Raw genomic sequence first — 25860 nt, 5'->3', positions numbered from 1 at the left:
AACAGGACCGTGAAACGACTCCACGCCGATGATAGTGCGGATTCCCGTGTGAAAGTAGGTAATCGTCAGGCTCCCCTGCAGGTCCGGAAACCCCACCCCTCAAAGGTGGGGTTTCTGCGTTTACGGCAGCCGGAAGCTGTAACGAAAAAAATCCGGGAAGCCGTCGCGCATACAAATTCCGAAATATCCTCCGGAAACCGCGCTTCACTTCCTGCCGATCCGAAGAGCATTCGCATAGCCCGTCAGTTCCAGATAGGCACGTCCAACATCCGCACCGTCGCGACTCACCCGCACTGCGCCTTCCCAATACACGGCACCCGTCGATTGCCGGGAATCGAGTTCCTGGTCGTCCATCAACGGATCAAGTCGCCACGTGAGCGCACCGGTTTTAACGGTCATAGAGACGGGATACGACGTATTCGTGCGTGGCGAGCGCCACGTGCGAACCGGCACGAAGTCGACCTGATCGCGGCCGAACGTCGTAACCTGGCCGTCGCGATGTCTCAGCGCTGCATGTGCCCAAACGGCGTGCCCATCGCGACCGCGGACCTTGAAGGCCATCAAGGCCGAGCCGTCCGTCAGGTTGGCGCCGAGCCAATCCCATCCGAGCGCATCGGCGTCGAGCAAGGTGCTCGACCATTCGTGATCGAGCCACGCCGCACCGGTGACGGCTGTATCAACCTTCGATGTGGTGCCCGCCGGGGTCGGGCGAACTACGCTGCCGCTCACGCGCAATTGCGGTTCGCTGTAGTAGTAGCTCGCCTGCTCGGGCCGCGGACCTTTGCGCGAGTAGCCGCGTTCACCCTGAATCAACGGCACTTGTGTGGGCGTCAGCGAGAGATGCAGTGCGAATCCGTTCGCGTCTACCGTGACGTCGTAGTGGCCGTCGGCGGCACGAATGATTTTCCATGCGTCGAGTTTGACGTCGGTATTGTCCGGCTTCGAATACGTCAGCCCGAACCCTTGGCGCGCAATGCGCTGATCGTGCGTGAGATGACCCAGTGCCGGATCGCTCAGTGCGGCATGCGCAATGATCAATTGCGAAGGCGCGAACGCACTTGGATCGGCAGCGTCGTGTCCGGTTGCCGAGCGGAAGAACGTGATCTGGAAACCGAGCGGCTGATTGTCCGGTGTAGTGAGCCAGCCCGTCGCGTACCACCATTCAGTGCGAAAAGCCGGGTGTGCACCGCTGTCCTGTGGAAGGACAACCGGATGATCCGGCGTGACTACTGCGAACTCGGACGTTGCGGCAAACGCAGGCGCAACAGCCATAAAGCCCATGTAAAGCAACGCCGCGAGAATCTTGACGTTTGGCCGCCGCGAACTCGTCAAGCGAGGCAGTGCAGTAAGCGACGTGCATGGCAAGATGGGCGCCAGCCAAAAGCTACTCGCGCGACACAGGCGGCCCACTCGAAAAATGCGACTCACTCGAAAAAATCGGCCCGCGGTCTCATGCGCCGAGTGTTGTGCCTGCAATCCCCGCATCACCAATCCTCCTTCACTGCGCGCACCGCGTCCACCGACACTGCGCCGCGACCCGCAATCACCGCCGTCGAACACGACGAAGCCAGCATCACCAGCGCGACCGTGCCGAGCACCGTCCATGGAACGTGCAGCGACATGCTCCAATGAAACGACTGCGGATTGACGACGAATACAAGGATCAGACTAATCGCGAATCCGAGAACGAAGCCCATCGCGATGCCACAAGCGGTGAGCATCCCGCCTTCGAGCGCGAGAATCGCGAGAACCTGCGAGCGGGTCACGCCTACATGCCGCAGCATGCCGAACTCACGGGCGCGCGCGAGCGTTTGAGCAGAAAACGTCGCCGCCACGCCGAACAAGCCGATCACGATCGCGACGGCCTCCAGAAGATAAGTGACAGCAAAACTCCGATCAAAGATCACCAGCGTGCGCGCGCGAATCTCGCCCGGTTGCGACAGGTCTAGCGACGCGCCGAACGGCAGCGCACGCAGCCCAGCAATAACGCGTTCGACGCTGCTCCCGGGCTGAATGGTGACGGCCACATCCGTCGCGCTTGTATCGGCGGTTAAACGCCGGTAATCCGAAAACCGTATCTGTATCGCGCCGGTCTGACGCACATAATCGCGCCATACGCCGGCCACGACGAACACGTGACCGCGCTCGCCCAGCGGCAACTGCACGCGCTCGCCGAGCTTGTATCCATACAGATCGACCATTGCTTCGGATACCCAAACAGGTGTCTGGCCGCCATGAAGTTCGGAGGCAGGCAATACCGCTCCGGTCATCTGCAGATTCGCGCCCGGATCGGCAGCGTCGATTTCACGCGCAAGCACGGCGATGTCCGGCCGTGCAGGATCGAGCGTGAGATGAGAGGTGCGCGCAAACGCAGCGCTCTTGATGCCAGGCACCGCAGCCAGCAGCGTCTGTTCGTCGGGGCGCAAGCCGCCGGTATCGCCGTTCGGCGCCGCGCGAACGTATAGATCGGCCGAGAGCAGATGGCCCAACCAGTCCTCGACGGAAACGCGGAAGCTTGCCACCATGATCGCCATCGCGACGATCAGTGCGAAGCTCGACAATACGCCGCCCATTGCAATCGACGCGTGGCCCGGCGCGTTCGCGAGGCGCGCCAACGCTAACGTGCTCGCCGCGTTAGCGCGTTGCCGGGTGCCGTGCGCACGGCTCGCGGCCCCAAAGATCAACGCGGTCACGCGCGGCATGAGCGCGATTCCACCGATCAGCAGCAGCGCGACGGCCATATAGCCGCCGATAGGCGCGTCGAACAACGGCGGCACCTGCGTGAGAACGGCCGCAACCAGCAGACAGGCCAAAGCGGGCCATGTCGTAGCGAGCCGTGCCAGCGCGCCTTCTTCGGCGCCTGCCTTGAGCGCCGCTGCAGGTCGCGCGCGTGCCGCCTCCAACGCGGGCGCAAGACTGCCCAATATCGACACGGCGATGCCGAGCGTCAGAAACAGCGCACTAGCCAGCGGTTCGAAGCCGACCTGTGGCTGCACGCCAGGAAAATAGCCGCCACCCAGATCGCTGCCGAAAAACCGCAGCGCGCCACTCGCCATTGCATAGCCGAGCGCGAGTCCGGCCAGCGAACCGAGCAAGCCGAGTAGTGCACCTTCCATCAGAATCTGGCGCAACAACTGGCCACGCGTGAGTCCGAGCACACGCAGCATGGCGAACTGCGCACGGCGCCGTACGACACCCAGCGCCTGCGTCGAAAACACAAGGAACGCGCCGGTAAAAAGCGCCACCAGCGCGAGTACGTTCATATTGATCCGATAGGCGCGCGACAGACGATCGGTGCGGCTTTCTGCGTCGCGTGTTTCGGAAATCACCCACTGGCTGCCGAGCCGCGCTTGCAGGCCATGCTTGAAGCTTTCGCGATCGACACCGCGTTCGAGCTGCAAGTCGATGCGCGACAGCTTGCCCACCTTGCCGAACTTCCATTGAGCGGCAGCGATATCCATCACCGCTAGCCGCTGACCTGGACGCGTTCTCACCAGACCACCGGCCACGCGCAAATGCACCATCGCCGTGCCGTTGCGCAGCGCCACGTGATCGCCGATCTTGACCTTCAACCATTGCTGCGCCGCCGACGAGAGAAACACCGTATCGGCCGCGAGCGTATCGAACGGCCGCTCGGGCGACGGCACCCCGATCAGGTCGGGCGCAATGCGGCTAGCCTTGAAGACGTCGATGCCGAGCACCGGCAGCGCGGCGCTCTGATCCGGCACGGTCACATCGAGCGCGAGTACGGGACTCGCCAGTGCCACACCCGGTTCGGTCGCCAAATGCGGATAGATGGACTCGTCGAAGAGGGGTTGTGCACCGCGCACCTGCAGATCGGCCACGCCTGACAAGCTGCGAGCCGCCGCGGAGAATTCGTTGAAGGCCGCGCTGTTGATCAATTGAACTGCGTAGCCTAACGCGACCCCGAGCGCGATCGTTGCGATTGCAACCAGTGCGCGTGCGCGATGACTGCGCCACTCGGCGCCCAACAACCAGCGCGCGAGCCTGCGATGGCCTCGCATTCGCTGCAGTGGGCGTGGGTCAGCGTGCATCATCGGCTGAAGGTGCGGTGGATCGAAAGTCGGGATGAGCGTTGGACGATGCGTTGCGTCCGGATGATGCGTGCAAGCCACCGTCGCTCAGAATCAGGATCCGGTCCGCAACGGCCGCGGCTGCTTCAGAATGCGTGACCATGATGGTGGCCGCCCCGGTTGCCTTGCTTTGCGCGCGGAACAAGCTGAGCACATCGTGCGCGGTATCGGGATCGAGGTTGCCCGTGGGTTCGTCGGCGAGAATCAGCTTGGGGCCATGCACGAGCGCCCGCGCAATGGCGACGCGCTGCAATTCGCCACCCGACAGTTGCCGCGGAAAATCATCGCCGCGGCCGTTCAAGCCGACAGCGGCGAGCATATCGAGCGCGCCGGCTATGGGCAGATCGTTTAGTAGCAACGGTAGCGCCACATTCTGCGCTAGCGTCAGATGGGGCAGCACGTGAAAAGCCTGAAACACGAAGCCGAGTTTTTGCCGGCGCAGACGCGTCGCCGCGTTGTCATCCAGATCCGAGACCACGCTGCCGTCGATGATCACGTCGCCGCCGTCCGCGCTGTCGAGTCCTGCGACGAGATTCAGCAGTGTCGATTTGCCGACGCCGGAATCCCCCATGATCGCGACGAATTCGCCCGGCGCAAGCGTGAAATCGAGGTGTGCCAGCACGATGCGGCCGGCGCCGTAAGTCTTGCTCAGACCGCGGCACTCGAGCGCGGGAACGACACCTTCGTCATGAAGCACCATGCGGTATCCGTTAAGTCTGGCCGGGGGGCGGCGTCCAACCATGCGAAGAACGACCGTACTGTGCACGCGCCGTCGTTCCCTGAACCGCCGAAGTATATTCGGGTTCTGTAAGGCACGCAGAAACCCTCGATATCAATCTGAAAAGCGGACCGGGGAAGCGCGGCGCCGGTTTTTCCGGGCGTACGAAGACGCTTCTTTGGCGTTCCGGCGCAAAAAATTTTTCTACTCGCGGACGAGTTAAATTTTCGCCGACCTCTCTAGATCGGGCTTGGTGCGCTCTGATGCACCAGCATGATCTACTTCAGTGCCAATCCTCACACGGAAGCCTTCGCGCAAGAGCCGCCAACCGCCCGCTAACTACTTTCTTTTGCCTGCAAAAAAGCACGGCGCATATCTTTCGCCGCCAGGTTTGTGCGTTTGCACATTTTTTTGCATTCCGCAAGGGCAGGCGTGGCAACCATGCATTGCCAAGGGGGTTGCCGCGTTGTTGCGCTGCAAAATTATTCTTATCTTGGTAATCTCCCACCCTTGGTCATTCGACTGCGGGTAAACGTGAGGCACGCAGCACCGCCTCAACGTCAATTTCAGCGAAATCCAGCCTACATATCCATTTCAATGCTTTCGTTTTTGAAGGCGTTGGAGCGGCGTTTTGTATTTCACGTTTTTCAACAGAACACATGCCATTGCCTCCGCTTCTTAGCCTACTCATCTGGATCCCTATTGTCGCCGGCCTGGTGGTGTTGCGTGCCGGATCCGACGCAGCACGTAGTCGCACGCGGTGGTTCGCGCTGATCGGCGCGGTAGCGGGTTTCTTGCCGGTGATTCCGCTCGTGATGAATTTCCGCAACGACGTGACGTCGATGCAGTTCGTCGAGAACCTCCGCTGGTCGCCCACCTTCGATATTGCGTGGCATGTGGGTGTGGACGGGATTTCGCTGTGGCTCGTCGCGCTGACCGCGCTCACCACGATCATCATCGTGGTGGCCTCGTGGGAGTCGATCACGGAACGCACTGCCCAGTACTTCGGCGCGTTCCTGATGCTGTCGGGTTTCATGCAAGGCGTCTTCACATCGCTCGACGGCATGCTGTTCTTCATCTCATTCGAAGCGACGCTGATCCCGCTATACCTGCTGATCGGGACGTGGGGAAATTCGAATCGCTCATATGCCGCGGTGAAATTCTTCTTCGTCTCGTTCCTCGGGTCGCTGATGATGCTGATGTCGATGCTGTATCTGTACAGCCAGACGCACAGCTTCGATCTCGCGCTGTGGCGTGAAGCGCACCTTGGCACCTGGCCGCAAGTACTGATCTTCCTGGGATTCCTTGCTGCGTTCGGCGTGAAGGTGCCGATGTGGCCGCTGCACACGTGGCTGCCGGACGTCCACCTCGACGGTCCGACCGGCGCCGCCGTGATGATCGGCATGCTGAAACTGGGCGGCTACGGTCTGCTGCGTTTCGCGTTGCCGATCGCGCCGCAAGCCAGCCACTTTTTCGCGCCGATGATGATCACGCTGTCGCTGATCGCGGTGATCTACTCGAGCCTGCTGGCACTCGTGCAAACCGACATGCGCCGCTTGCTCGCGTATTCGACGATTGCGCACATGGGCCTCGTGACGCTCGGCCTGTTCGTCTTCAACCGCATCGGCCAGGCGGGCGCGATTGTGCAGATGCTCTCGTACGGCGTGGTGTCCGGTGCAATGTTGCTGTGCACGGGCATGCTCCACGACCGCACGAAGACCGCCTCCATCGCCGAATATGGCGGCGTCGCCAACACCATGCCGCGCTTTGCGGCTTTCGTGATGCTGTTCTCGATGGCCAATATCGGGCTGCCGGGCACGTCCGGTTTTGTCGGCGAGTTCATGGTGCTGATGGGTGCGATCCGCTTCAATTTCTGGATCGGCGCAATCGCGGCATCCACGCTGATCCTGAGCGCGGCCTACACGCTGTGGATGTACAAGCGCGTGATTTTCGGCGCCATTGCCAATGCGCGCGTCGCGACGCTGAAAGACCTCGGCAAGCGCGAGTTCGTCCTGCTCGGTGCCATGGCGTTGCTGGTGCTGGCCGTCGGCCTTGATCCGAAGCCGTTCACCGATGCGATCGATCCGTCGGTCGGCACACTGCTGGCTCAATCGGAACGCTCTGCGCATCCTTCGGACTCCGCACCGGCTGATGGTGGCGAGCACTTGCAGGCCGCAGCGCCTGTTGCCGTCACGGCACGCACGCCGGGCTGATCCAACGAAGTGTCTCGCAGATGCAGCATTCGTCTCCAGATGCTGCTCCGCGGATGCACTTTTCCCGCATCGACACACGTCCCTTTTCGCGCACTAAAACGCGGTGTGACCTGAATGGTATCGCCGCGTTTTAGTGCGTGTTTAAAGGAGTTTTCGTGATCCGGCAACTCTGCCAATCCGGTGCGCCAGCACATAACTGACTCTCACGTGCGCGCAGGCGTGCGGCAACGTGTCGCACAATGGTGCGACGCAATAGATTGTTGCTGATCGAGGGGTTTTAATCTATTCAACGTCCCCCTACCATGCGAGCGCTTACTAATGGAGAGCGGTCGAATGACGTTCGTTGAAGTCGTTAAAAAGAGGCAAGGGATATGAAAGGAAAGACTCTGCGAGGGTCGATACGTTTCCTTTCCGCCGGCCTCATGGTGTTGCTCTCGGGTTGCAGCAACCTCGATATTTTGAATCCGAAGGGGAGTGTGGGGCTGGCCGAGCGTGACCTGATTGCCACCTCGACCTGGGCCATGCTGATCGTGGTCGTTCCGGTTATCGTGCTCACGCTGCTGTTCGCGTGGCGTTATCGCGCTTCGAACAAGAACGCCGAATACCGTCCGGGCTGGGTGCATTCGACCCGTATCGAAATCGCCGTCTGGACCATTCCGACGCTGATCATTCTGTTCCTCGCCGTGTTGACGTGGAAGAGCACACACGAGCTTGATCCGTATCGTCCGCTCGAGTCGCAGGTGAAGCCGATCAATGTCGAAGTCGTTGCACTCGACTGGAAGTGGCTGTTCATCTATCCCGACCTCGGCATTGCATCGGTGAACCAGCTGGCGTTCCCGGTCGGCACGCCGGTGAACTTCGTCATCACGTCCGACACGGTGATGAATTCGTTCTTCATTCCGCAGCTCGGCGGCCAGATCTATGCGATGGCAGGTATGCAAACGCGTCTGCATCTGATCGCTGATGAAGCCGGCAACTACGCGGGCACGGCGGCGAATTTCAGCGGCAAGGGTTTCTCGGACATGAAGTTCCGCGCGCTCGCTACGTCGCCTGAAGAGTTCAACGCCTGGGTCGCCAAGGTGCGCGCCTCGTCCGACCGTCTCGACATGGACCGTTATCACACGGTATCGGCGCCCACGGAGAAGGAACCGGTGCGCTACTTCTCGTCGGTCGATCCGAAGCTCTTTCACAACATCATTGCCCGATACAACAACGGGAACGTCCTCGACAACATGAAAGACGCTAACTGTGGGCCTAAGGGGTAACGCATGTTCGGAAAACTTACGCTCGATGCGATTCCGTATCACGAGCCAATCATCGTGGGGGCGGGCGTTTTCATGGCGCTCGTTGTGCTGGCCGTGCTCGGCACGATCACGTATCTCGGCAAATGGCGCTACCTGTGGACGGAGTGGCTGACCTCCGTCGACCACAAGAAGCTGGGCGTCATGTACATCATCGTCGCGATGATCATGCTGCTGCGCGGCTTCTCGGACGCGATCATGATGCGTCTGCAACTGGCGCTCGCCTATCTCAACCCGGGCTATTTGCCGCCGCATCACTACGACCAGGTGTTCACCGCGCACGGCGTCATCATGATTTTCTTCATGGCGATGGCGTTCATGATCGGCCTGATGAACCTGATCGTACCGTTGCAGATCGGCGCGCGCGACGTCGCGTTCCCGTTCATCAACTCGCTCAGTTTCTGGATGACCGCGGTCAGCGCGATCCTGATCAACCTGTCGCTGGTGATCGGGGAGTTCGCGCAAACGGGCTGGCTGGCTTATCCGCCGTTGTCTGAATTGCAATTCAGCCCGGGTGTCGGCGTCGACTATTACCTGTGGAGTCTGCAGCTCTCCGGTATCGGTACGCTGCTCACGGGCGTGAACTTCTTCGCGACCATCGTGAAGATGCGCGCGCCGGGCATGACGTTCATGAAGATGCCGGTATTCACGTGGACTGCGCTGTGCACCAACGTGCTGATCATGGCGTCGTTCCCGATCCTGACCGTGACGCTCGCCTTGTTGGGTCTGGACCGCTACCTCGGCATGCACTTCTTCACCAACGACGGCGGCGGCAACGCCATGCTGTACCTGAACCTGATCTGGGCATGGGGTCACCCCGAGGTGTACATCCTGATCCTGCCGGCGTTCGGTATTTTCTCGGAAGTCGTGGCGACCTTCGCCAGGAAGCCGCTGTTCGGCTACAAGACGATGGTGTGGGCGACCTGCGCGATCATGGTGCTGTCGTTCCTCGTGTGGCTGCACCACTTCTTCACGATGGGTTCGGGCGCCGATGTCAACGCGTTCTTCGGTATCGCGACGATGGTGATTGCGATTCCGACCGGCGTGAAAGTGTTCAATTGGCTGTTCACGATTTACAAGGGCCGTCTGGAATTCACGACGCCCGTGCTATGGACGATCGGCTTCATGGTCACGTTCACGATCGGCGGTATGACTGGCGTGATGATGGCGATCCCGGGCGCGGACTTCGTGCTGCACAACAGCCTGTTCCTGATCGCTCACTTCCACAATGTGATCATCGGTGGCGTGCTGTTCGGTTATCTGGCCGGTTTCAACTACTGGTTCCCGAAAGCATTCGGCTTCAAGCTGAACGAAAAGCTCGGCAAGGCTGCGTTCTGGTTCTGGCTGGTCGGTTTCTATGTCGCGTTCATGCCGCTGTACGTGCTCGGCTTCATGGGCATGACGCGTCGCCTGAACCATTACGACAATCCGGCATGGCATCCGTGGCTGATCCTCGCTGCGTTCGGCGCAGGGCTGATCGCTATCGGCATTGCTTGCCAACTGGTGCAGCTGTACGTCAGCATCCGCGACCGCAATTTGCCGCAAAATCGCGATGTCTCGGGCGACCCGTGGAATGGCCACACGCTGGAATGGGCGATGAGCTCGCCGCCGCCGGTCTACAACTTCGCGATCATCCCGACGGTGCGCAAGCTGGACGCGTTCACCGACATGAAGTCGCGTAAGGGCAACGAGGCCGAGCCGGTGTATCGCGACATTCATATGCCGTCGAACACATCCGCTGGTTTGCTAGTGGGCTTGTTCTCGCTCGTGCTCGGTTTCGCCGGCGTATGGCACATCTGGTGGCTTGCGATTATCGGCCTGGTCGGCGCGATCGGCACGGTGATCGTCTATAGCTTCCAGGACAACGACGGCTACTACATCCCGGCCGACACGGTCGCGCTGATCGAAGAAAAACGCGCGGGTGCAGGTGCGCAGGTCGCGTTGGAGGTTGACTGATGTTACAGAAGACTATTGCGGTTCAACCGCATCTCGCGCCGGACCATGTGCCGTCGCAATCGGTGTTCGGTTTCTGGCTGTATCTGATGACCGATTGCATCATCTTCGCGGCGCTGTTCGCCGTGTTCGCGGTGATGGGGCACCAGTTCGCGGGCGGCCCGAGCGGTAAGGATCTGTTCGAGATTCCAGGCGTCGCGCTTGAAACGTCGATGCTGCTGCTGAGCAGTATCACGTACGGTTTCGCGATGCTGGGCGCGCATAAGAACAGAAAGGGCGTGTTGCTTTTCTGGCTCGGCGTCACGTTCCTGTTCGGTCTCGCGTTCCTCGTGCTGGAAATGCGCGAGTTCTCGCACCTGATCGCCGAGGGCGCAGGCCCGGGTCGCAGCGCGTTCCTGTCGTCGTTCTTTACGCTGGTCGGCACGCACGGTTTGCACGTGACGTGCGGCCTGATCTGGATGGCGGTGCTGGCCGTTCAGGTGATGCGGCATCGCGATCTGACCGAGCGCGACATGATTCGCCTGACATGCTTGAGCCTTTTCTGGCACTTTCTGGACGTCGTATGGATCGGCGTCTTCACCTTTGTCTATCTTGCGAGCGTGATCTAAATGGACCATAGCCATCACTCACACTCGGCACACACGGGTGAAAGTCACGGCAGCATCGGCAGCTATACGACGGGTTTCATCCTCTCCGTCGTCTTGACAGCGGCGGCGTTCGGTCTCGTTCTAACCGGGACGTTGACGGGCGAGAACGCATTGCTCGCGATCGCGGGCCTCGCGTTCGTGCAGATCGTCGTGCATCTGATTTTTTTCCTGCATATGAATACGTCGTCGGCACAGCGTTGGAACGTCATGGCGTTCGGCTTTACGGTGCTCACGGCCGTGATTCTGATCGGCGGCTCATTGTGGATCATGCATAACGTCAGCATGCACATGATGTCCCGCTAAGCGGAAAACGTTGCAGGTTGAGGAAAGGCCCCGCAAGGTGAAAGTCTTGTGGGGCTTTTTTCGTGCATTCCGAACGCGCGCCATTTCGAGGAGCAGGCTGGCTCTTCTGCTCCCACGTGGCCATGGTCGCGGTCTAAAGCGGCACAACCCCCGGTCCCGGGTGCGAAGGCGGTTCGCCGTATGGGAAAAAGACGGGCCCACAACCGAAATGAATGGGCGGACACTCCCAGCCGCGCCGAATGACAACAGGCGGCATCATCCCGCCAGGGCAAGCAGAAGGTGCGTCTCGTGTGATGCGGGCGATGCCGCCGCGTACGGACTGCGACGCCGAGCGGTCGAGTTCATCGGCGCGAGGCAGGTCTTTAAGGACTAGCGCTTTCATGGTGGATCTCCGGCAAGGTTGGATTGACAGCGAGCCCGGACATCGCCGCGCTCATGGGTTCCCATTGCACACACCATGCCATCCGCCGCAAAGCGCTATGCCGTCCACGTTTGCCGGTCTTGCGAGCGAAAGGTGATTGGGACAGCCCAACTCGCCACGCCACGATGTCGGCAAGCTGCCAACAACTGAGCCTAACGACGTGATGGCCGCGCGCGCTCGTCCGCTGATCAAGGAATTGCTGTACGTCGCGGTAGGCGGCCGTCAGTTTTGATGCCGGAGGCCGCGCCATCCGGCGAGCAGGGCGGGCAACTCAGCCATGTCCCTGAAGACGTGAACCGCGCCCGCGCCATGCAATGCAGTGGCGCTGCTGTGGCCCAGCTCTTTCGGGCAATATCCGAACACGGTGGCGCCGGCGGCCACGCCTGCAGTCGCGCCCGTGACGGTATCTTCGACAACCGCGCAACGTGCCGGGTCCACGCCCAATGCTGCGGCCGCCGCCAGGTAGACATCGGGATACGGCTTGCTGCGGGGTGTTTCATGGCCGCTGAAGATGCGTCCTTCGAAACAGTCGAAAATACCGGCCTTGGTCAACTGCAATTCCACCTTGATGCGATCGGCGCCCGACGCGACGGCAATGCGCCCGTTAAGCGCTGCATGGATCGCGCGCACCGCGGGCGCCGCGCCGTCAATCGCCACCAGCTCGAGATCGAGCGCCGTATTGCGGCGGTCGCGGAACTGCATGAGCCAATCTGTCGTAATCGCAAAGCCGGTGCGCGCTTCGATCAATGCTGCTTCGTCCTTGACGGCCTTGCCGACAAAAATGCGCATGGTTTCTTCGACGCTCAACTGCCAGCCCAACTCGCCGAGCATCTCGGTCAGCACGCGGTTGGTGATGGGTTCGGAGTCGACGAGCACGCCGTCGCAGTCGAAGAGTACGGCGTCGAAAGGGAAATCGGCCATCGGGCAGGGTACGGATAAAGGTCGCAGAGCCGGCAAGGATACCTCACCGGCTCGGGCGGCACTGCGTCGTGGCAGCGCTTCAACTACGTGTCGCACGCATCGGACGCGTTCGCTCTGGCGCCACAGCCGCGCCCAAATGCACAATCGCGCGTTGCTCGGAACGTCTTCTTCAAATTGATTCTCGCCTTTGGCACCAGGTGATGGAAGCGACTATTCATCTTCGGATAGTTGCCCGCCTTCACCGCGGCGGTAAAAGTCGCCGGTGTCGTACTGGTGGTGAACGGGCGTGGCGGGGTTGCCGAGCGGATCGGTCGTGCCGATCGTGGCGCCCGTTGCACCTCGCACGCTGCAGGGCGTTTCATGCCACGCAAATCAAAGCGACGGTTTTTCCCCGCTGCTGCGTTCAAGAAGAAACGGAGCCACTTCTGGCTTCGGCTCTTTTGGGAGAAAACACATGACTTCGACCAAACCGGTCCGTCTTCTGACCGCCATGCTTGTTGCCGCGATGACTTGCGCCGCCGCGCTGACGGCCGCGCCCGCGTTCGCGCAGGCCGTGATCATCGCGCCGATGGCGCCGCCGCCGCCGCGCGTCGAAGTGATGCCGGCGCCGCGCGCCGGTTATGTCTGGGATCAAGGCCGCTGGCGTTGGGCGCACGGCCGTTATGTGTGGGTGCGCGGCCGCTGGCAGCCGGTTCGCGCCGGCTATCGCTGGGTGCCGGGGCATTGGGTGCAGCGCGGCCCCAACTGGCGCTGGGTCGAAGGACATTGGGCCTGAACGTGGAGCGCTGCGGCGCTCCTGAGCGCGCTTCGCTGCACTTTGCAATCCAACCCGACAGGTCACCATGAAAACGCTCGTGATAATTCTGCTGGCGGCGACGCTCGCCGGTTGTGTCGTCTATCCGGCGAGGCCGGCCTACTATCGCCCGGCGGTCGTCGTATATTGATCGGAATGTACTCGGCAATCCACCCGGCGGGCACCGTTCGAACCGGTGCGTGCACAACCAATCGATCCGCGCAGCGTATCCGGCGCGCGGTGGGGAGCCGCACGTCTTGAGCGAACGCGATCCCGATACGGAACTGCTGGCAGGAGTCGCCCGGCAAGACCCGGCCGCCGTCCGCTCGCTGGTCGCTCGCAAGCTGCCGCGACTGCTCGCGCTCGCCACGCGCATGCTGGGTGACCGCATGGAAGCGGAAGACGTTGCGCAGGAGGTCTTCGTGCGGATATGGAATCAGGCGTCGCACTGGCGGGAAGGCGAGGCGAAGGTCGATACCTGGGTGCATCGTGTTGCGCTCAATCTTTGCTACGACCGGTTGCGTGGCCGCCGCGAAGATCCGCGCGACGAGATGCCCGACCAGATCGATCCTGCCGCGCTGCCCGACGCCGCCCTCGAAGCGCGCGCCCAGGACCAGCGCGTTCGCGAGGCGCTCGCCGCATTGCCGGCACGGCAACGCGAGGCGCTGGTGCTCAATTACTACCAGGAGATGTCGAACATCGACGCCGCCGCCCTGATGGGCATCACGGTCGATGCGTTGGAAAGTCTGCTGGCACGCGCGCGCCGCAATCTGCGCGCTCAACTGGCCGGCAGCGGCCTTAGCAAGGACAAGTCATGACGCCCGTAAGATTCCATCAGATCGTTGCAGCCTACGGCGCCGATCCGCGCCGTTGGCCGCAACAGGAACGCGCAGCGGCAGAGGTGTGGGCGGAGTTGCATCGCGCCGAAGCCGATGCGGTGCTGGCGGACGCGGCCGGCATCGATGCCTGGCTGGCCGTCGATCAAGTCGATCCGCCGGGCGCGGCGTTGCAGCAGCGCATTATCGGCAGCGCGCCGGTATTGCAGCCGGCAGTGCCGCGCCGGCGGTTGTGGTGGTCGGGCGCGGCGGTGGCAGGCGTCGGGCTGCTGGGCGGCCTGGCCGGCGCTTTTGCGGTGTCGTTCTTCGTCTTGACCGGGGCGGTTCCGCAAGTGCACGAGTCCTCTTATTTAACTTCGAGCTTCGGTGGTTCATCCGCCGATTGGAGTGGCGAATGAACGGCCGGTCATGGAAATTCGTGCTGGGGGCCTCGCTGGTACTCAATGTGTTTTTACTGGGCGCGATTGTCGGCGGTGCTTATCAATGGTTTGCAGCACGTGGCGCGACAGCGCCAGTAATGGCGCAGCAGCGCGCGCTGCGCTTCGCCGCCGAAACGTTGCCGGCTGAGCGTCAGAAGGCCTTCGTCGACGGTTTGAAGAATGCGCGTCGTGAGGGCCGGCAGTTTGCCCGCGAGGGCCGCGAAGGCCGTCGCGAAGTGTTGCGTCTGCTCGCCGCGCCGCAGTTCGATCGCGCGGCGCTGGACGCGGCGCTGGCCCGTACGCGGGCGGCCGACAGCAGTCTGCGTGCGCAAGTGGAAGGCAGTGTGGCGGATTTTGCGGCGACGCTGTCGCCCGAACAGCGCGTCGCATTCGCCGACAGCCTGAAGCTGCGCGGCCAGTGGCGTGAGCCTCAGCCGGCTGCCAATGCAAACAAGCCGGGGAAGGCGGCGTCGAGTGAATCTTCGAGTGAAGCGTCGGGCGATTAAAAAATTCTGAACGACCGCGACGGATTTCATCGCGGTGGCCGTTTAAAGCGTGTCCAATGCCGAAGAGGATGGTATGGCTACATCACCAAACACGAATGCCGCGGCGATTGCGCTGAACCGCTTCGGCCTCGGCGCGCGTGCTGACGACACGCCGCCCACCGACCCGAAAGGGTGGCTGCTCGCGCAGTTCGAGCAGTATCAGCCGCGGCCTGCCGCGTGGGCGAGCCTGCCGGATTCGGTAGCGCTGTCTACCGAGTTGGCGCAACAGCGCATGCAGTTGAATCAGCAGAACCGGCAGGCCCAGCAGAATGCAAGCGAGGGCACGGCCGTCCATCAGGCGAATGCGCAAGGAAACGCGCAAGGCCGCCCGCAAACTTCGGCGCAAAACGCTGAGCAAACTACTAAGCAAACCGAACGAAAAGCGTTGCGGGTCGAAATTCTCGACATCTACCGTTCCTCGGTGAACGCACGTGTCGCGAGCGCGCTGACCACGCAGACGCCGTTCATCGAGCGGCTGGTTCATTTCTGGGCGAACCATTTCGCGGTATCCACCGAGAAGCCCGCCGTCGCGGCACTGGCCGGCTCATTCGAAGCGGAAGCGATCCGCCCGCACGTGCTCGGCCGGTTCGAGGACATGCTGGTCGCGGTCGAGCGTCATCCGGCCATGCAACTGTTTCTCGATCAGACGCGCTCGGTCGGGCCGGACAGCATGGCGGCCATGCGAGCCGAGCAGCGCAATCCGAATAACAAACGCGGTCTGAACGAAAACCTGGGGCGCGAAATCATGGAGCTGCATACGCTCGGCGTGCGCAGCGGCTACAGCCAGGACGATGTTACGGAATTCGCCCGCGCGCTCACTGGCTGGAGTCTGGCCGGTAACCCGGGAAATCCGGCCAACCCGGGCCGCCAGGGCATACAGCCGAACGCCGCGCCGGGCACCTTCGTGTTTCGCGCCGCGCTGCACGAGCCGGGTTCGAGAACCATCATGGGCCGCCGCTACGACCAGCCGGGCGTCGAGCAGGCGCTCGCGATCCTGCACGACCTCGCGAGCGCGCCCGCCACGGCGCAGCACATCGGCGGCAAGCTCGCGCGTCACTTCGTCGCCGACAATCCACCGCCTGACGTGAGCGCGCGTCTCGCGAACGCTTTCGAGCGTAGCGGCGGCGATCTGCCGACCGTGTATCGGGTGTTGCTCGACATGCCGCAAGCGTGGTCGCCGGTGGCCGTGAAGTTCAAGACGCCATGGGAATGGACCATTTCTTCGATGCGTGGACTCGGCTGGCAGGACTTAGGCAACGTGCAGGCAGCGCCCATCCTCACGCAGCTCGGCCAGCCGGTGTGGCGTCCAGGCTCGCCCGCCGGCTACGACGATATTGCGGCGAGCTGGGCCGCGCCTGATGCGCTCGTGCGCCGGGTCGAAGTGGCGCAGCGCTTCGCGTCGCGCGTCGGCGACCGGCTTGATGCGCGCGCGCTCGGGCAGACCTTGCTGGCTGGATCGCTCAGTGCGCCGACGGCCACCGCTGTGTCGCGCGCCGAGAGCGCGTCGACGGCGATTGCGCTGCTGCTGGTCTCGCCGGATTTTCAACGGAGATGAATGCCATGCTTTCACGCCGCAAGTTTTTGAGCGTCGCCGCCGCTGGCGTGGGCGCGATTCTCGTGTCGCCGCAGATCGCCTTCGCGAGTGTCGCAACCGATCGCCGCTTCGTGTTCGTGATCCAGCGCGGTGCGGCCGACGGCCTGAACATCGTCGTGCCGTACGCCGAACCCGCCTACGCCAGACTGCGCGGCGCGCTCACAATCGATACGTCCACCGCAACCCGGTTGGACGGCACCTTCGCGCTGCATCCCTCGCTGGCACAAACCGCCGCGATGTACGCGGATCGCCAGGCGCTGTTCGTACACGCGGTGGCGTCGCCGTACCGCGACCGTTCGCACTTCGACGGGCAGAACGTGCTGGAGACCGGCGGCACCTCGCCTTATCAGCTGAAGGACGGCTGGCTGAACCGGCTGGTCGCGTCGCTGCCCGCCACGCGAGAGAACGCGATCGCCTTTGCGCCGACCGTGCCGATGGCGCTGCGCGGCAAGGCGGCGGTGACGTCGTACGCGCCCTCGGCGTTACCGCAGGCGCCCGACGATCTGCTCACGCGGGTCGCGCAACTGTACGACCAGGATGCGCAATTGCGGCCGCTATGGGAATCGGCGATGACCGCGCGCGGACTCGCGGGCGACGCCGGTGCGCGTCAGGACCCGGCGAGCCTCGGCAAGCTCGCCGCCGGCTTTCTGGCACGCGACGACGGCCCGCGTATCGCGATGATCGAAACCGGCGGCTGGGACACGCACAGCGCGCAGAACCCGCGCCTCGCCAATCAGTTGAAAGCGCTCGACACGATGCTCGCGGCATTGCGCGACGGCATGGGTCCGTTATGGAGCAAGACCACCGTGCTGGTGGCGACGGAGTTCGGCAGAACCGCCGCCGCCAACGGCACGGGCGGCACCGATCATGGCACCGGCTCGGTGGCGATGGTGCTGGGCGGGTCGGTGGCGGGCGGACGCGTAGTCGCCGATTGGCCCGGCTTGAGGCCCGGCGATCTTTACGAAACGCGTGATCTGAAACCGACCACGTCGCTCGATGGGTTGATCGCCGGCGCCGCGAGCGAAAGCCTCGGGCTCGATCCTCAACGCACGGCCGCCACGCTGTTCGGCCAGACCGGGGCGATGCGGCCGATGACGGGGCTCGTGCGTGCGTAGCCGTGTCGAACTCGCCGGCAAAGCCATCATTGGGCGCGGGAGCCAAGCCACGGGGTGGGGCTGATCGCGTCTCGCACGGCGATGCAATGGCATCCTGCGCGGCCGCCAACATGCCGTTAGCGTTTGCCGCCTGCAAGCCGTCGCGCGGCGGGCATGCGCCGCAGCCGCGCCATCGCGATACAGCCGAGAATCGGCCCGATTGCGAGCATGCTGAAAGCGCCACGCCACCCGGCCAGCGCGACGACGTCGGGCACCAGATGAATGCTCACCAGCGTCAGCAGAAACCCCGCGCAGGTTTGCGCGGTGAGCAACGTGCCGATTGAGGCGGGCTCGGCCAGTTCCGCGATGCTTGCCGAGAACTGCGCGGAATCGGCGATGACCGACACGCCCCAGCACAGCGCGACGCAAGCGACCAGCCACACCGGCGCGCCGAGCAACCAGCCCATCAGCGCGGCACACGCGCCGCTCACGGCCATGGCGCCGATCGTCACAGTCGTGCGGCCGAGGCGGTCCGCCAGCACGCCGCCGAGCCACGCGCCGATCGCACCGGCCGCGACCGCACCGAAAGTCAGCCATTCGGCGGCCACGCGGGGCTGCTGCATGCCGGCTGCCGCGAAGCTCGCTTGCAGGAACACGGCGAGCCACGCCCACATGGCATACAACTCCCACATATGGCCGAGATAACCGAGGTTCGCCAGCCGCAACGCCGGATTGCGCCAGGCCCCGGCCAGTGCGGACCATTCGATGCGCGTCGCGCGCGCCATGTTCGGACCGACACCGCACAGCAGGATCGCGACGCCCGCCAGCAGCGCGCAGCATGCTGAGATTCCATAGATCGCGCGCCAGCTCGAACCGCCGAGCGCGGCCAGCAGATGCGGGCTCGCGGAGCCGAACGTCAGGGCGCCGACCAGCAGTCCGATCAACAAGCCGAGGTCGCCTTTCGCCCACGTCGCCGCGAGCCGCATGCCGACCGGATAGATGCCTGCCATGCAGATGCCGGTGACGAGCCGCAATCCGATCGCGACAGGGCTGGCAGGCGAGAGAAACACGAGACAGGCGGTGGCCGCGCCTGCCGTCAGCGCGCTCAGCATGAAGAGCCGCCGCGGATCGAAGCGGTCGGCGAGCGACAGGAGCGCGCTCGTCACCGTCCCCGCGACGAAACCTGCCTGCACCGCGCTCGTCAGCAAGGTTGCTTGCAATGCGGAGACGCCTTGCGCCTGCTTGACGATCGCCACGACCGCCGACGATGAAAACCACACGCTCATCGCGCCGACCTGGCACAGCAGGAGAATGACGAGCGAACGCGTCTTGCCGGCCGTCGCATGGGGCCGTCGAAGTGGGCTTGCCGAGGGGTCTTTCATGCGGGCCGTTTATTGCGCGACGGATGCAGCAGCGGATTCGGAGGTGGAATCAGTGGCGGGTGCGGTAGGTGGCCGAGTAGCCGACTCAGTAGCGACGGCGCTGGCTTGCGCGGCGTGAATGGCATGCACGGACTTCGCACCGACCCGATGATAATTGCGGCCGTAATAGATCAGCGCATCGCCGCCATGATGCGTATGCGCGGCCTTCACCGCGCAAAAGAACACCGTATGCGTGCCGACTTCGCTCACCGATTCGATCTCGCAGTCGAGCGAAGCAAGCGCGCCATGCAGGACCGGCGCGCCCGTCACGAGCGTATCCCATTGCGCGGCGGCGAAACGCTCCGCGATGGGCAGCGAACCCGTGGCGAAATGCGCCGCGAGCGCTTGCTGTTCCGCGCTTAGTACATTGACGCAGAGCGCGCCGTTTTCGCGGAAGGCCGCGTTATTGCGGCTGCTGCGATTGATGCAGACAAGCAGGGTAGGCGGCTCGTCCGTGACCCCGCATACCGCTGAAGCCGTGCAGCCCGCGAGGCCGGCAGAACCGTCGCTGGTGATGATGTTGACGGCGGCGCCGAGTCCGGCCATTGCGTCGCGGAAGGTGCTCTTGTCAAGCATGGAAATATGCGCCTCTGCGGAAAAATCGCCGTGCCGCGGCCGCGCGGTACGAACTCGAAACGTGCATGACGGTGTCAGCGCGCAGCGTCATCAGGAGCCGCCGCGCACGCCGGCGAGCGAAATTGGGCCGCCGTGTGGTTCGCCGGCAGACGCGCATGACCGAACAGCTTCTCGCGCAACGTGCCGTCGCGATACGCATGCTTATAGGCGCCACGTTCCTGCAGAATCGGCACCACCAGTTCGATGAAATCCTCGAAGCACTCCGGCGCGACGGTCCGCGACAGATTAAAACCATCCACGCCGCTTTCTTCGGTCCACGCGATGAGTTCGCTCGCCACACGCTCAGCCGAGCCGACGAGCGGCGCCTGGCGGCTGCCGAGCACCATCTGTTCCAGCAGCTTGCGTTTGGTCCATTGCGGGCCGGCCGCGAGCGTCATGGCTTCGACGTTCGAAACGATGGCCTGGCTCTTGCCGGTTTCGATCGGTTCGTCGAGGTCGTAGCGCGCGAAGTCGATGCCGAGCGACGCCGCCGCATGCACGAGCGCCGCCTCTGAACTGACATACTTCTGGTATTCGGCGTATTTCTCCTGCGCTTCCTGATCCGTGCGGGCCGTGATGACGGTTTGCCCGAGCAGTACCTTGATCTCGTCCGCGCGACGGCCACGTGCCACGGCGTGAGCGCGAATGTCGTCGACGATGGCCTTCACGGCGGGCCGGGCTTGCCCGTTGACGAACACGCACTCCGCGTGCGCCGCGGCGAACTGTTTGCCGCGCGCCGACGAGCCTGCCTGATAGAGCACCGGCGTGCGCTGCGGCGACGGCTCGCTCAGATGCATGGCGTCCACGCGATACTGCTTGCCGTGATGATGGATCACGTGGACTTTCGACGCGTCCGCGTAGATGCCTTGTGCTTTATCGCGCAGCACCGCGCCGTCTTCCCAGCTGCATTCCCACAGTTTGTAGACGAGTTCCATGTATTCGTCGGCGAGGTCGTAACGATCGTCGTGCGCCATTTGCCCGGTCAGGCCGATCGCGCGTGACGCGCTGTCCAGATAGCCCGTGACGATGTTCCAGCCGACCCGTCCGCGCGTCAGATGATCGAGCGTCGACATGCGCCGCGCGAATAGATAGGGCTGCTCGACCGTGAGATTGGACGTGACGCCAAACGACAGATGACGCGTGACCGCGGCCATGGCCGGAATCAACAGCGTCGGGTCGTTCACCGGCACCTGCACGGCCCCGCGAAGCGCCGCATCGGGGTTGCCGCCGTAGACGTCGTAGACGCCCGCCACATCCGCGAAAAAGATGCCGTCGAACAGACCCGCCTCCAGCGTGCGGGCATAGTCCGTCCAGTATTGAAGATCGGTATAGCGGGCGGACTGATCGCGCGGGTGGGTCCACAAGCCTTGCTGGATGTGGCCGACGCAGTTCATGTCAAAAGCGTTAAGAACAATTTCCTTCGGCATGGTGTATTCCGGCTGAGGTGGACGAATGTTGACGGCGGGCGTTCGAGTCGCGCACCGTGCTGCAGGGCTGCGTCGCGATCGTTCGTATAATATAGTGGACAAAAAATCACTATGCAAGACATTGATTTTGCCCTTTAATGGTCGGCGAGGCTGGCCTGTGCCGCCTCAATATAATTTCGCGTTGCTCACTTTTAATCGATTTCGATCTTTCCATGTCCGAATCCGCTGCTATCGATCTGACCCAGGCAATCTCTTCGCGCGTGAAGACTGAGCGCGAGGCGCGCAACTGGTCGCTGAGCGAATTGGCGGAGCGCTCGGGCGTATCGAAAGCGATGATCAGCAAGATCGAACGTGGCGAGGCGAGTCCGACCGCGACGGTGCTTGGACGTCTTTCGGGGGCATTCGGGTTGACGTTGTCCACGTTGCTGGCGCTCGCCGAGCAGACGGGCGAGCGATTGGCGCGGCGTGCGGAGCAGATGATCTGGCAGGACCCGGAGACGGGTTATACGCGGCGGCGGATTTCGCCGCCTACCGGCGGGGTGCTCGAGTTACTTGAGATCGAGTTGCCCGTGGGCGTGAGGGTGCCTTATCCGTCGGATGCATTTGTGTTTCAGCATCAGCAGATCTGGGTGACGAGAGGGGTATTGACCTTTCGTGAAGGCAAGCAGGTCTACCGGCTTGAGGAAGGGGATTGCCTGCAGCTTGGCGCGCCGGTGGAGTGTGAGTTCTTCAACGGCGGGGAGGGGGTGTGTCGTTATGTCGTCGGCCTGGTTCGACGCTGAGCGTTTCAAATACCAGGACGACAGGCAACGCCGCCGGTGTGCCCTCGCGGCGCTAGCGGCCGCTGCCTGTCGTCACTCGTCAAGTGCCGTGGACGATTAACCCCCACCGCCTTGCGTACCGACCGTCAGCTTGTTGGTCACCGACTTCACGCCCGCAATACCCTTCGCCACTTCCTCCGCTTGCGGAATCTGCGCACCATCCGGCACCGATCCAGTCAACGTTACCGCGCCGCCGCGCGCCCGGACAAACACGTTCGACACATCGAAACCCTGTGCTTTTGCCAAAGCCCTGCGCACATCCAGACCCAATTTGCGGTCCACCTTCCTCGTGGCTTTAGGATTGGCACCCGGCGCCGCCATGCTGCCCGAGGCCATCGCGTCGCTCGACTGGGCATAAGCGCTGGACGCAGTCGCTACACACAACGCAATGCCGAGCGCCTTCAAAAGATTGACTGTTTTCACGTTTTCTCCACTCCTCGAAAAGTTGAATTCGCATCGCTGCATGCAAAAAACCACGCGCCTGCGAGCACTTCACCGCCCGCATGGAGTCCCCTGTCTTGTAGAAGCTTGTAGAAGCGCGACGTTGTGAAGCTCCCAGCGCGCTTAAACAATACTCCAGCAAACGCGCTAGTGTTGAAAAAACTGACCAGACCGCAGTGCCGCCGGTTGCGCGATTCGCCTGTCATGGCGGTTTCGATTATCAAGTTTTTCCGCCGACATGTCGCCGTGAACGCGGCAGCACCGAAAGAAGAAATCCGAGCAGATCAGACTATAATTCCGCAGCCCGGATCACCCTCGAGCCGGGTCACGGTGCGTCCTTCAGAGGGTGTCGTTTCGCGGGAGCGCGTTTTCATTTTGAGCAAATCCAATCACAGCCCGATCGATAATCCGGTCGACGGCCCCGGCGCCGATGAAGCGGCGCAAAAACCAGCGGCATCCGCGAGGCCGCATACGGTCGTCGCTACCCGGACGGCGCACGAGGCGCACCAGGACGACCGGCACTTCGTCACGGCACTCGCGCGCGGGCTCGAAGTGCTCGCGTGTTTTCGCTCGGGCGACAAATCGCTGAGCAATCAGGAACTTGCCCTGCGCTGCAATCTGCCGAAATCGACGGTATCGCGCCTGACCCATACGCTCACACTGCTCGGCTATCTGATCCATCTGAAGGAGAGCGGTAAATACCGGCTTGGCACGGCTTCGCTTGCGCTGGGCAGCGCGATGCTGGCGCGGCTCGATGTGCGCAAGATCGCCCGTCCGGTGATGCAGGAATTGGCCGACATCTCCGGCGCAACAGTATCGCTGGGCACCCGTGACCGGCTCTCCATGATCTACGTGGAAAATTGCCGGGGCTCGGTGGCGCTCACGCTGACATTGGAGGTCGGCTCGCGTATTCCGGTCGCCACCTCCGCAATCGGCCGCGCGTGGCTCGCGGCGATCCCTGAACATGATCGCCTCAGCTTCATGGAACAGGTGCGCGAGCTCGATCACGTGGCGTGGCCGAAAACCCGTCGCGGTATCGAGAAGGCGCTCGACGATTACCGCACGCTGGGCGTCACGACCTCGTTCGGCGACTGGCAGAAAGACGTAAACGGCATCGCCCGCGCGTTCCAGCCAGGCGGCGAACTGCCGATCATGGCGATCAATGTCGGCGGGCCTTCATTCAAGCTCTCGAAGGAATTCCTGCTCGAGGAAGTGCGCCCACGGTTGATCGACGCGGTGATGCAACTCGAAAGTGCGCTGTCGCATTGAGGGCAGTGCGCGGAACTCCTCAGAACCACTGCGGCGCCATGCTGAGCGTCGTATCGTCGAGACCGCGCAGCGTTGCAAGCATCAGCGAAACGCGCGGCAATTCCCAACGGAAGAACCACTGGCACGCATGCAGCTTGCCACGATAGAAGTCACGATCGGCTTCGCTCTTCGCCGCGGGTAACGCGGCACTCGCCACGATCGCTTGCCGCAACCACGTCCACGCAATCACGATATGTCCGAATGCTTCGAGAAAAGCGTTCGCATTGGCGAGCACGCGTTCGCTCTCGTTAGCAAGCGTGGGCAGTAACGCCTCGACCGTGCCGGACAAGTCACGCCATGCCGCGCCTAGCGCATCGGCATACGCTTGCAGGGCCGGGTGAGCGCGCGCTGAATCGTTACTGCGTTGTATTTCGCGCTCCAGTTGCTTGAGCGCGGCGCCCTGTTTCATGACCACTTTGCGGCCGAGCAGATCGAGCGCCTGGATGCCGTGCGTACCTTCGTGAATCATGTTCAGGCGATTGTCGCGGTAGAACTGCTCGACCGGATATTCACGCGTATAGCCGTAGCCGCCGTGAATCTGAATCGCCAGGCTATTCGCTTCGAGGCACCACTGCGACGGCCACGACTTCACCACCGGCGTCAGCAGATCGAGCAGCAGGCCCGCTTCGGCGCGCGCCGTGTCGCTCCCGCCGGTGTTCTGTTCGTCGACGAGGCGCGCCGCGTACAGGCATAGCGCGTATGCGCCTTCCACATAGGCCTTTTGTGCGAGCAGCATGCGGCGCACGTCGGCATGTTCGATCAGCGGCAGTTGCGGATCGAGCGGGTTCTTGTTATCCGGGCGGCGCCCTTGCGGCCGTTCGCGCGCGTAATCGAGCGACGCCAGATAGCCGCGATAGCCGAGCATGACCGCACCGAGGCCGACGCCGATGCGCGCTTCGTTCATCATGTGGAACATGTAGGCGAGGCCGTGATGCGGTTCGCCCACCAGCTCGCCGATGCATTCGCCGCGCTCGCCGAACGACAGCATCGTCGACGTCGTGCCGCGCCAGCCCATCTTGTGGATCAGCCCCGCGAGCGCGACGTCATTGCGCGCGCCCAAGCTGCCGTCGTCGTTGACGTGAAACTTCGGCACCGTGAAGAGCGAGATGCCCTTGACGCCCGGCGGCCCGCCAGGAATACGCGCCAGTACCAGGTGGACGATGTTCTCGCTCAACTCGTGATCGCCGCCCGAAATGAAAATCTTGTTGCCGCGGATCGAATAGGTGCCGTCTTCGTTGGGCGTCGCACTGGTGACGAGATCGGAGAGGCTCGAGCCCGCTTGCGGCTCGGTCAGCGCCATCGTGCCGAACGCGCGGCCTTCGAATAGCGCCTGCAGATACTTGCGCTTTTGCGCGGCGCTGCCGAAACGTTCGATGACGTTCGCATTCGCCGTGGTGAGCATCGCGTAAGACGAGGTGGCGATGTTGGCGCTTTTGAAGAGCGACAGGCATGCAAAGGAAATCACCGAAGGCAATTGCATGCCGCCCCATTCATAGTCTTTGCCCGCGGCGAGGAAACCGGCGGAGCGGAACGCGTCGAGCGCTTCCTTGACCTCGGCGGGCATCGTCACGCGTTGACCGTCGAATTGCGGCTCGTGTTCGTCCGAGAGACGGTTGTGCGTGGCGAACTTTTCGGCGGCAACCGCATGAGCGGTTTCGAGCGCTGCGTTGAAGGTCTCGCGGCTATGGTCGGCATGGCGCGTGCGCTGCGTGAGCGTCTCGGCCTCGAGCACTTCGAACAGCTGGAACTCCAGATCACGCGAGTTGATGATCAGCGCATCTTGCATGGGAAAAAGCCCGTCAAAAGTTGAGCCGCTATGCAGAACAGATGCGCGGCAAACACGAAAACGCGCAAAACGTATGAGAGCGGCTCGATTGAAAAGTGCGGCATTCGGGTAAGTCCCGATGATCCGCCCATCGACGATGCGTGTCAGTTTATATTGAAAGTGAATGAGCGTGCTTTTATTTACAGGCCG

Annotated in this window: 24 protein-coding genes; 14 read left to right on the top strand and 10 right to left on the bottom strand. The window is 62.7% G+C overall.

The features are described 5' to 3' along the window. Positions 1-204 precede the first annotated feature (204 nt). From ACAX43_RS19355 to ACAX43_RS19345, 3 genes are all read right to left on the bottom strand, one after another. A complete protein-coding gene (locus tag ACAX43_RS19355; protein WP_370710043.1) occupies positions 205-1281 on the bottom strand; it encodes a lipocalin-like domain-containing protein in 1077 nt (358 codons plus the stop codon). 203 nt (positions 1282-1484) lie between these two features. Then, positions 1485-4058, bottom strand: coding sequence for an FtsX-like permease family protein (locus ACAX43_RS19350; protein ID WP_370710020.1), 2574 nt, complete (start codon positions 4056-4058; stop codon positions 1485-1487). After that, a complete protein-coding gene (locus ACAX43_RS19345; RefSeq protein ID WP_370710019.1) occupies positions 4045-4794 on the bottom strand; it encodes an ABC transporter ATP-binding protein in 750 nt (249 codons plus the stop codon). The genes ACAX43_RS19350 and ACAX43_RS19345 overlap by 14 nt, the downstream gene beginning before the upstream one ends. A gap of 677 nt (positions 4795-5471) precedes the next feature. Between ACAX43_RS19345 and ACAX43_RS19340 the strand changes: the two genes are divergently transcribed. From ACAX43_RS19340 to ACAX43_RS19315, 6 genes are all read left to right on the top strand, one after another. Continuing rightward, a complete protein-coding gene (locus tag ACAX43_RS19340) occupies positions 5472-7025 on the top strand; it encodes an NADH-quinone oxidoreductase subunit M (protein ID WP_370710018.1) in 1554 nt (517 codons plus the stop codon). 371 nt (positions 7026-7396) lie between these two features. Further along, on the top strand, positions 7397-8290 hold the full coding sequence (cyoA, locus tag ACAX43_RS19335) for a ubiquinol oxidase subunit II (protein WP_370710017.1): 894 nt from the start codon (positions 7397-7399) through the stop codon (positions 8288-8290). Between the two features lie 3 nt (positions 8291-8293). Then, a complete protein-coding gene (gene cyoB / locus ACAX43_RS19330; protein WP_370710016.1) occupies positions 8294-10282 on the top strand; it encodes a cytochrome o ubiquinol oxidase subunit I in 1989 nt (662 codons plus the stop codon). Then, positions 10282-10887: a cytochrome o ubiquinol oxidase subunit III gene (gene cyoC / locus ACAX43_RS19325; protein WP_370710015.1), complete on the top strand. Its 606-nt coding sequence runs from the start codon at positions 10282-10284 to the stop codon at positions 10885-10887. Before cyoB ends, cyoC begins: the two co-directional genes overlap by 1 nt. Continuing rightward, complete coding sequence (gene cyoD / locus ACAX43_RS19320; protein ID WP_370710014.1) at positions 10888-11229, top strand: cytochrome o ubiquinol oxidase subunit IV; 342 nt, start codon at positions 10888-10890, stop codon at positions 11227-11229. 518 nt (positions 11230-11747) lie between these two features. Next, complete coding sequence (locus ACAX43_RS19315; RefSeq protein ID WP_370710013.1) at positions 11748-11882, top strand: hypothetical protein; 135 nt, start codon at positions 11748-11750, stop codon at positions 11880-11882. Here ACAX43_RS19315 and ACAX43_RS19310 read toward each other — a convergent pair. Further along, complete coding sequence (locus tag ACAX43_RS19310) at positions 11873-12571, bottom strand: HAD family hydrolase (protein WP_370710012.1); 699 nt, start codon at positions 12569-12571, stop codon at positions 11873-11875. The two genes, ACAX43_RS19315 and ACAX43_RS19310, sit on opposite strands and share 10 nt — an antisense overlap. Before the next feature lie 210 nt (positions 12572-12781). Continuing rightward, on the bottom strand, positions 12782-12916 hold the full coding sequence (locus ACAX43_RS19305; RefSeq protein WP_370710011.1) for a hypothetical protein: 135 nt from the start codon (positions 12914-12916) through the stop codon (positions 12782-12784). 109 nt (positions 12917-13025) lie between these two features. On the opposite strand from ACAX43_RS19305, the gene ACAX43_RS19300 reads away from it, so the two are divergent. The 6 genes from ACAX43_RS19300 to ACAX43_RS19275 all read left to right on the top strand — a co-directional run bounded on the left by ACAX43_RS19300 (position 13026) and on the right by ACAX43_RS19275 (position 17873). Beyond that, the gene (locus tag ACAX43_RS19300; RefSeq protein WP_370710010.1) at positions 13026-13346 is read left to right on the top strand and encodes a hypothetical protein; all 321 of its coding nucleotides are present in this window, start codon (positions 13026-13028) and stop codon (positions 13344-13346) included. Between the two features lie 233 nt (positions 13347-13579). Further along, on the top strand, positions 13580-14182 hold the full coding sequence (locus ACAX43_RS19295) for an RNA polymerase sigma factor (RefSeq protein ID WP_370710042.1): 603 nt from the start codon (positions 13580-13582) through the stop codon (positions 14180-14182). Beyond that, positions 14179-14598, top strand: a complete 420-nt coding sequence (locus ACAX43_RS19290; protein WP_370710009.1) for a hypothetical protein — start codon at positions 14179-14181, stop codon at positions 14596-14598. Before ACAX43_RS19295 ends, ACAX43_RS19290 begins: the two co-directional genes overlap by 4 nt. Further along, positions 14595-15125 carry a periplasmic heavy metal sensor gene (locus tag ACAX43_RS19285; RefSeq protein WP_370710008.1) on the top strand — a complete coding sequence of 177 codons (531 nt, stop codon included), beginning with the start codon at positions 14595-14597 and terminating at the stop codon, positions 15123-15125. The genes ACAX43_RS19290 and ACAX43_RS19285 overlap by 4 nt, the downstream gene beginning before the upstream one ends. Positions 15126-15198: 73 nt before the next feature. Then, positions 15199-16719, top strand: coding sequence for a DUF1800 family protein (locus tag ACAX43_RS19280; RefSeq protein WP_370710007.1), 1521 nt, complete (start codon positions 15199-15201; stop codon positions 16717-16719). Between the two features lie 5 nt (positions 16720-16724). After that, positions 16725-17873 (top strand): DUF1501 domain-containing protein, encoded by a 1149-nt coding sequence (locus ACAX43_RS19275; RefSeq protein ID WP_370710006.1) that lies wholly within the window; start codon positions 16725-16727, stop codon positions 17871-17873. Between the two features lie 116 nt (positions 17874-17989). Here the strand turns inward: ACAX43_RS19275 and ACAX43_RS19270 are convergent, their stop codons facing one another. The 3 genes from ACAX43_RS19270 to ACAX43_RS19260 form a co-directional block, all read right to left on the bottom strand. Further along, entirely contained in the window at positions 17990-19234 is a 1245-nt protein-coding gene (locus ACAX43_RS19270; RefSeq protein WP_370710005.1) for a nitrate/nitrite transporter, read from the bottom strand. 9 nt (positions 19235-19243) lie between these two features. Continuing rightward, the gene (locus tag ACAX43_RS19265; RefSeq protein ID WP_370710004.1) at positions 19244-19849 is read right to left on the bottom strand and encodes a flavin reductase; all 606 of its coding nucleotides are present in this window, start codon (positions 19847-19849) and stop codon (positions 19244-19246) included. 74 nt (positions 19850-19923) lie between these two features. After that, positions 19924-21315, bottom strand: a complete 1392-nt coding sequence (locus ACAX43_RS19260) for an LLM class flavin-dependent oxidoreductase (protein ID WP_370710003.1) — start codon at positions 21313-21315, stop codon at positions 19924-19926. 212 nt (positions 21316-21527) lie between these two features. On the opposite strand from ACAX43_RS19260, the gene ACAX43_RS19255 reads away from it, so the two are divergent. Beyond that, a complete protein-coding gene (locus ACAX43_RS19255; protein WP_370710002.1) occupies positions 21528-22097 on the top strand; it encodes a helix-turn-helix domain-containing protein in 570 nt (189 codons plus the stop codon). A gap of 96 nt (positions 22098-22193) precedes the next feature. Here ACAX43_RS19255 and ACAX43_RS19250 read toward each other — a convergent pair whose 3' ends face one another. Then, complete coding sequence (locus tag ACAX43_RS19250) at positions 22194-22559, bottom strand: BON domain-containing protein (RefSeq protein ID WP_370710001.1); 366 nt, start codon at positions 22557-22559, stop codon at positions 22194-22196. 393 nt (positions 22560-22952) lie between these two features. Here ACAX43_RS19250 and ACAX43_RS19245 point away from each other — a divergent pair, with 393 nt between their 5' ends. Further along, a complete protein-coding gene (locus tag ACAX43_RS19245) occupies positions 22953-23846 on the top strand; it encodes an IclR family transcriptional regulator (protein ID WP_370710000.1) in 894 nt (297 codons plus the stop codon). 19 nt (positions 23847-23865) lie between these two features. On the opposite strand, the gene ACAX43_RS19240 is transcribed toward ACAX43_RS19245, so the two are convergent. Then, a complete protein-coding gene (locus ACAX43_RS19240; protein ID WP_370709999.1) occupies positions 23866-25671 on the bottom strand; it encodes an acyl-CoA dehydrogenase in 1806 nt (601 codons plus the stop codon). Positions 25672-25860: the final 189 nt, after the last annotated feature.

Source organism: Paraburkholderia sp. IW21 (genome assembly GCF_041321145.1).
In the GTDB taxonomy this organism is placed as follows: Bacteria; Pseudomonadota; Gammaproteobacteria; order Burkholderiales; family Burkholderiaceae; genus Paraburkholderia.
This window is presented reverse-complemented; position numbering and strand designations above follow the sequence as displayed.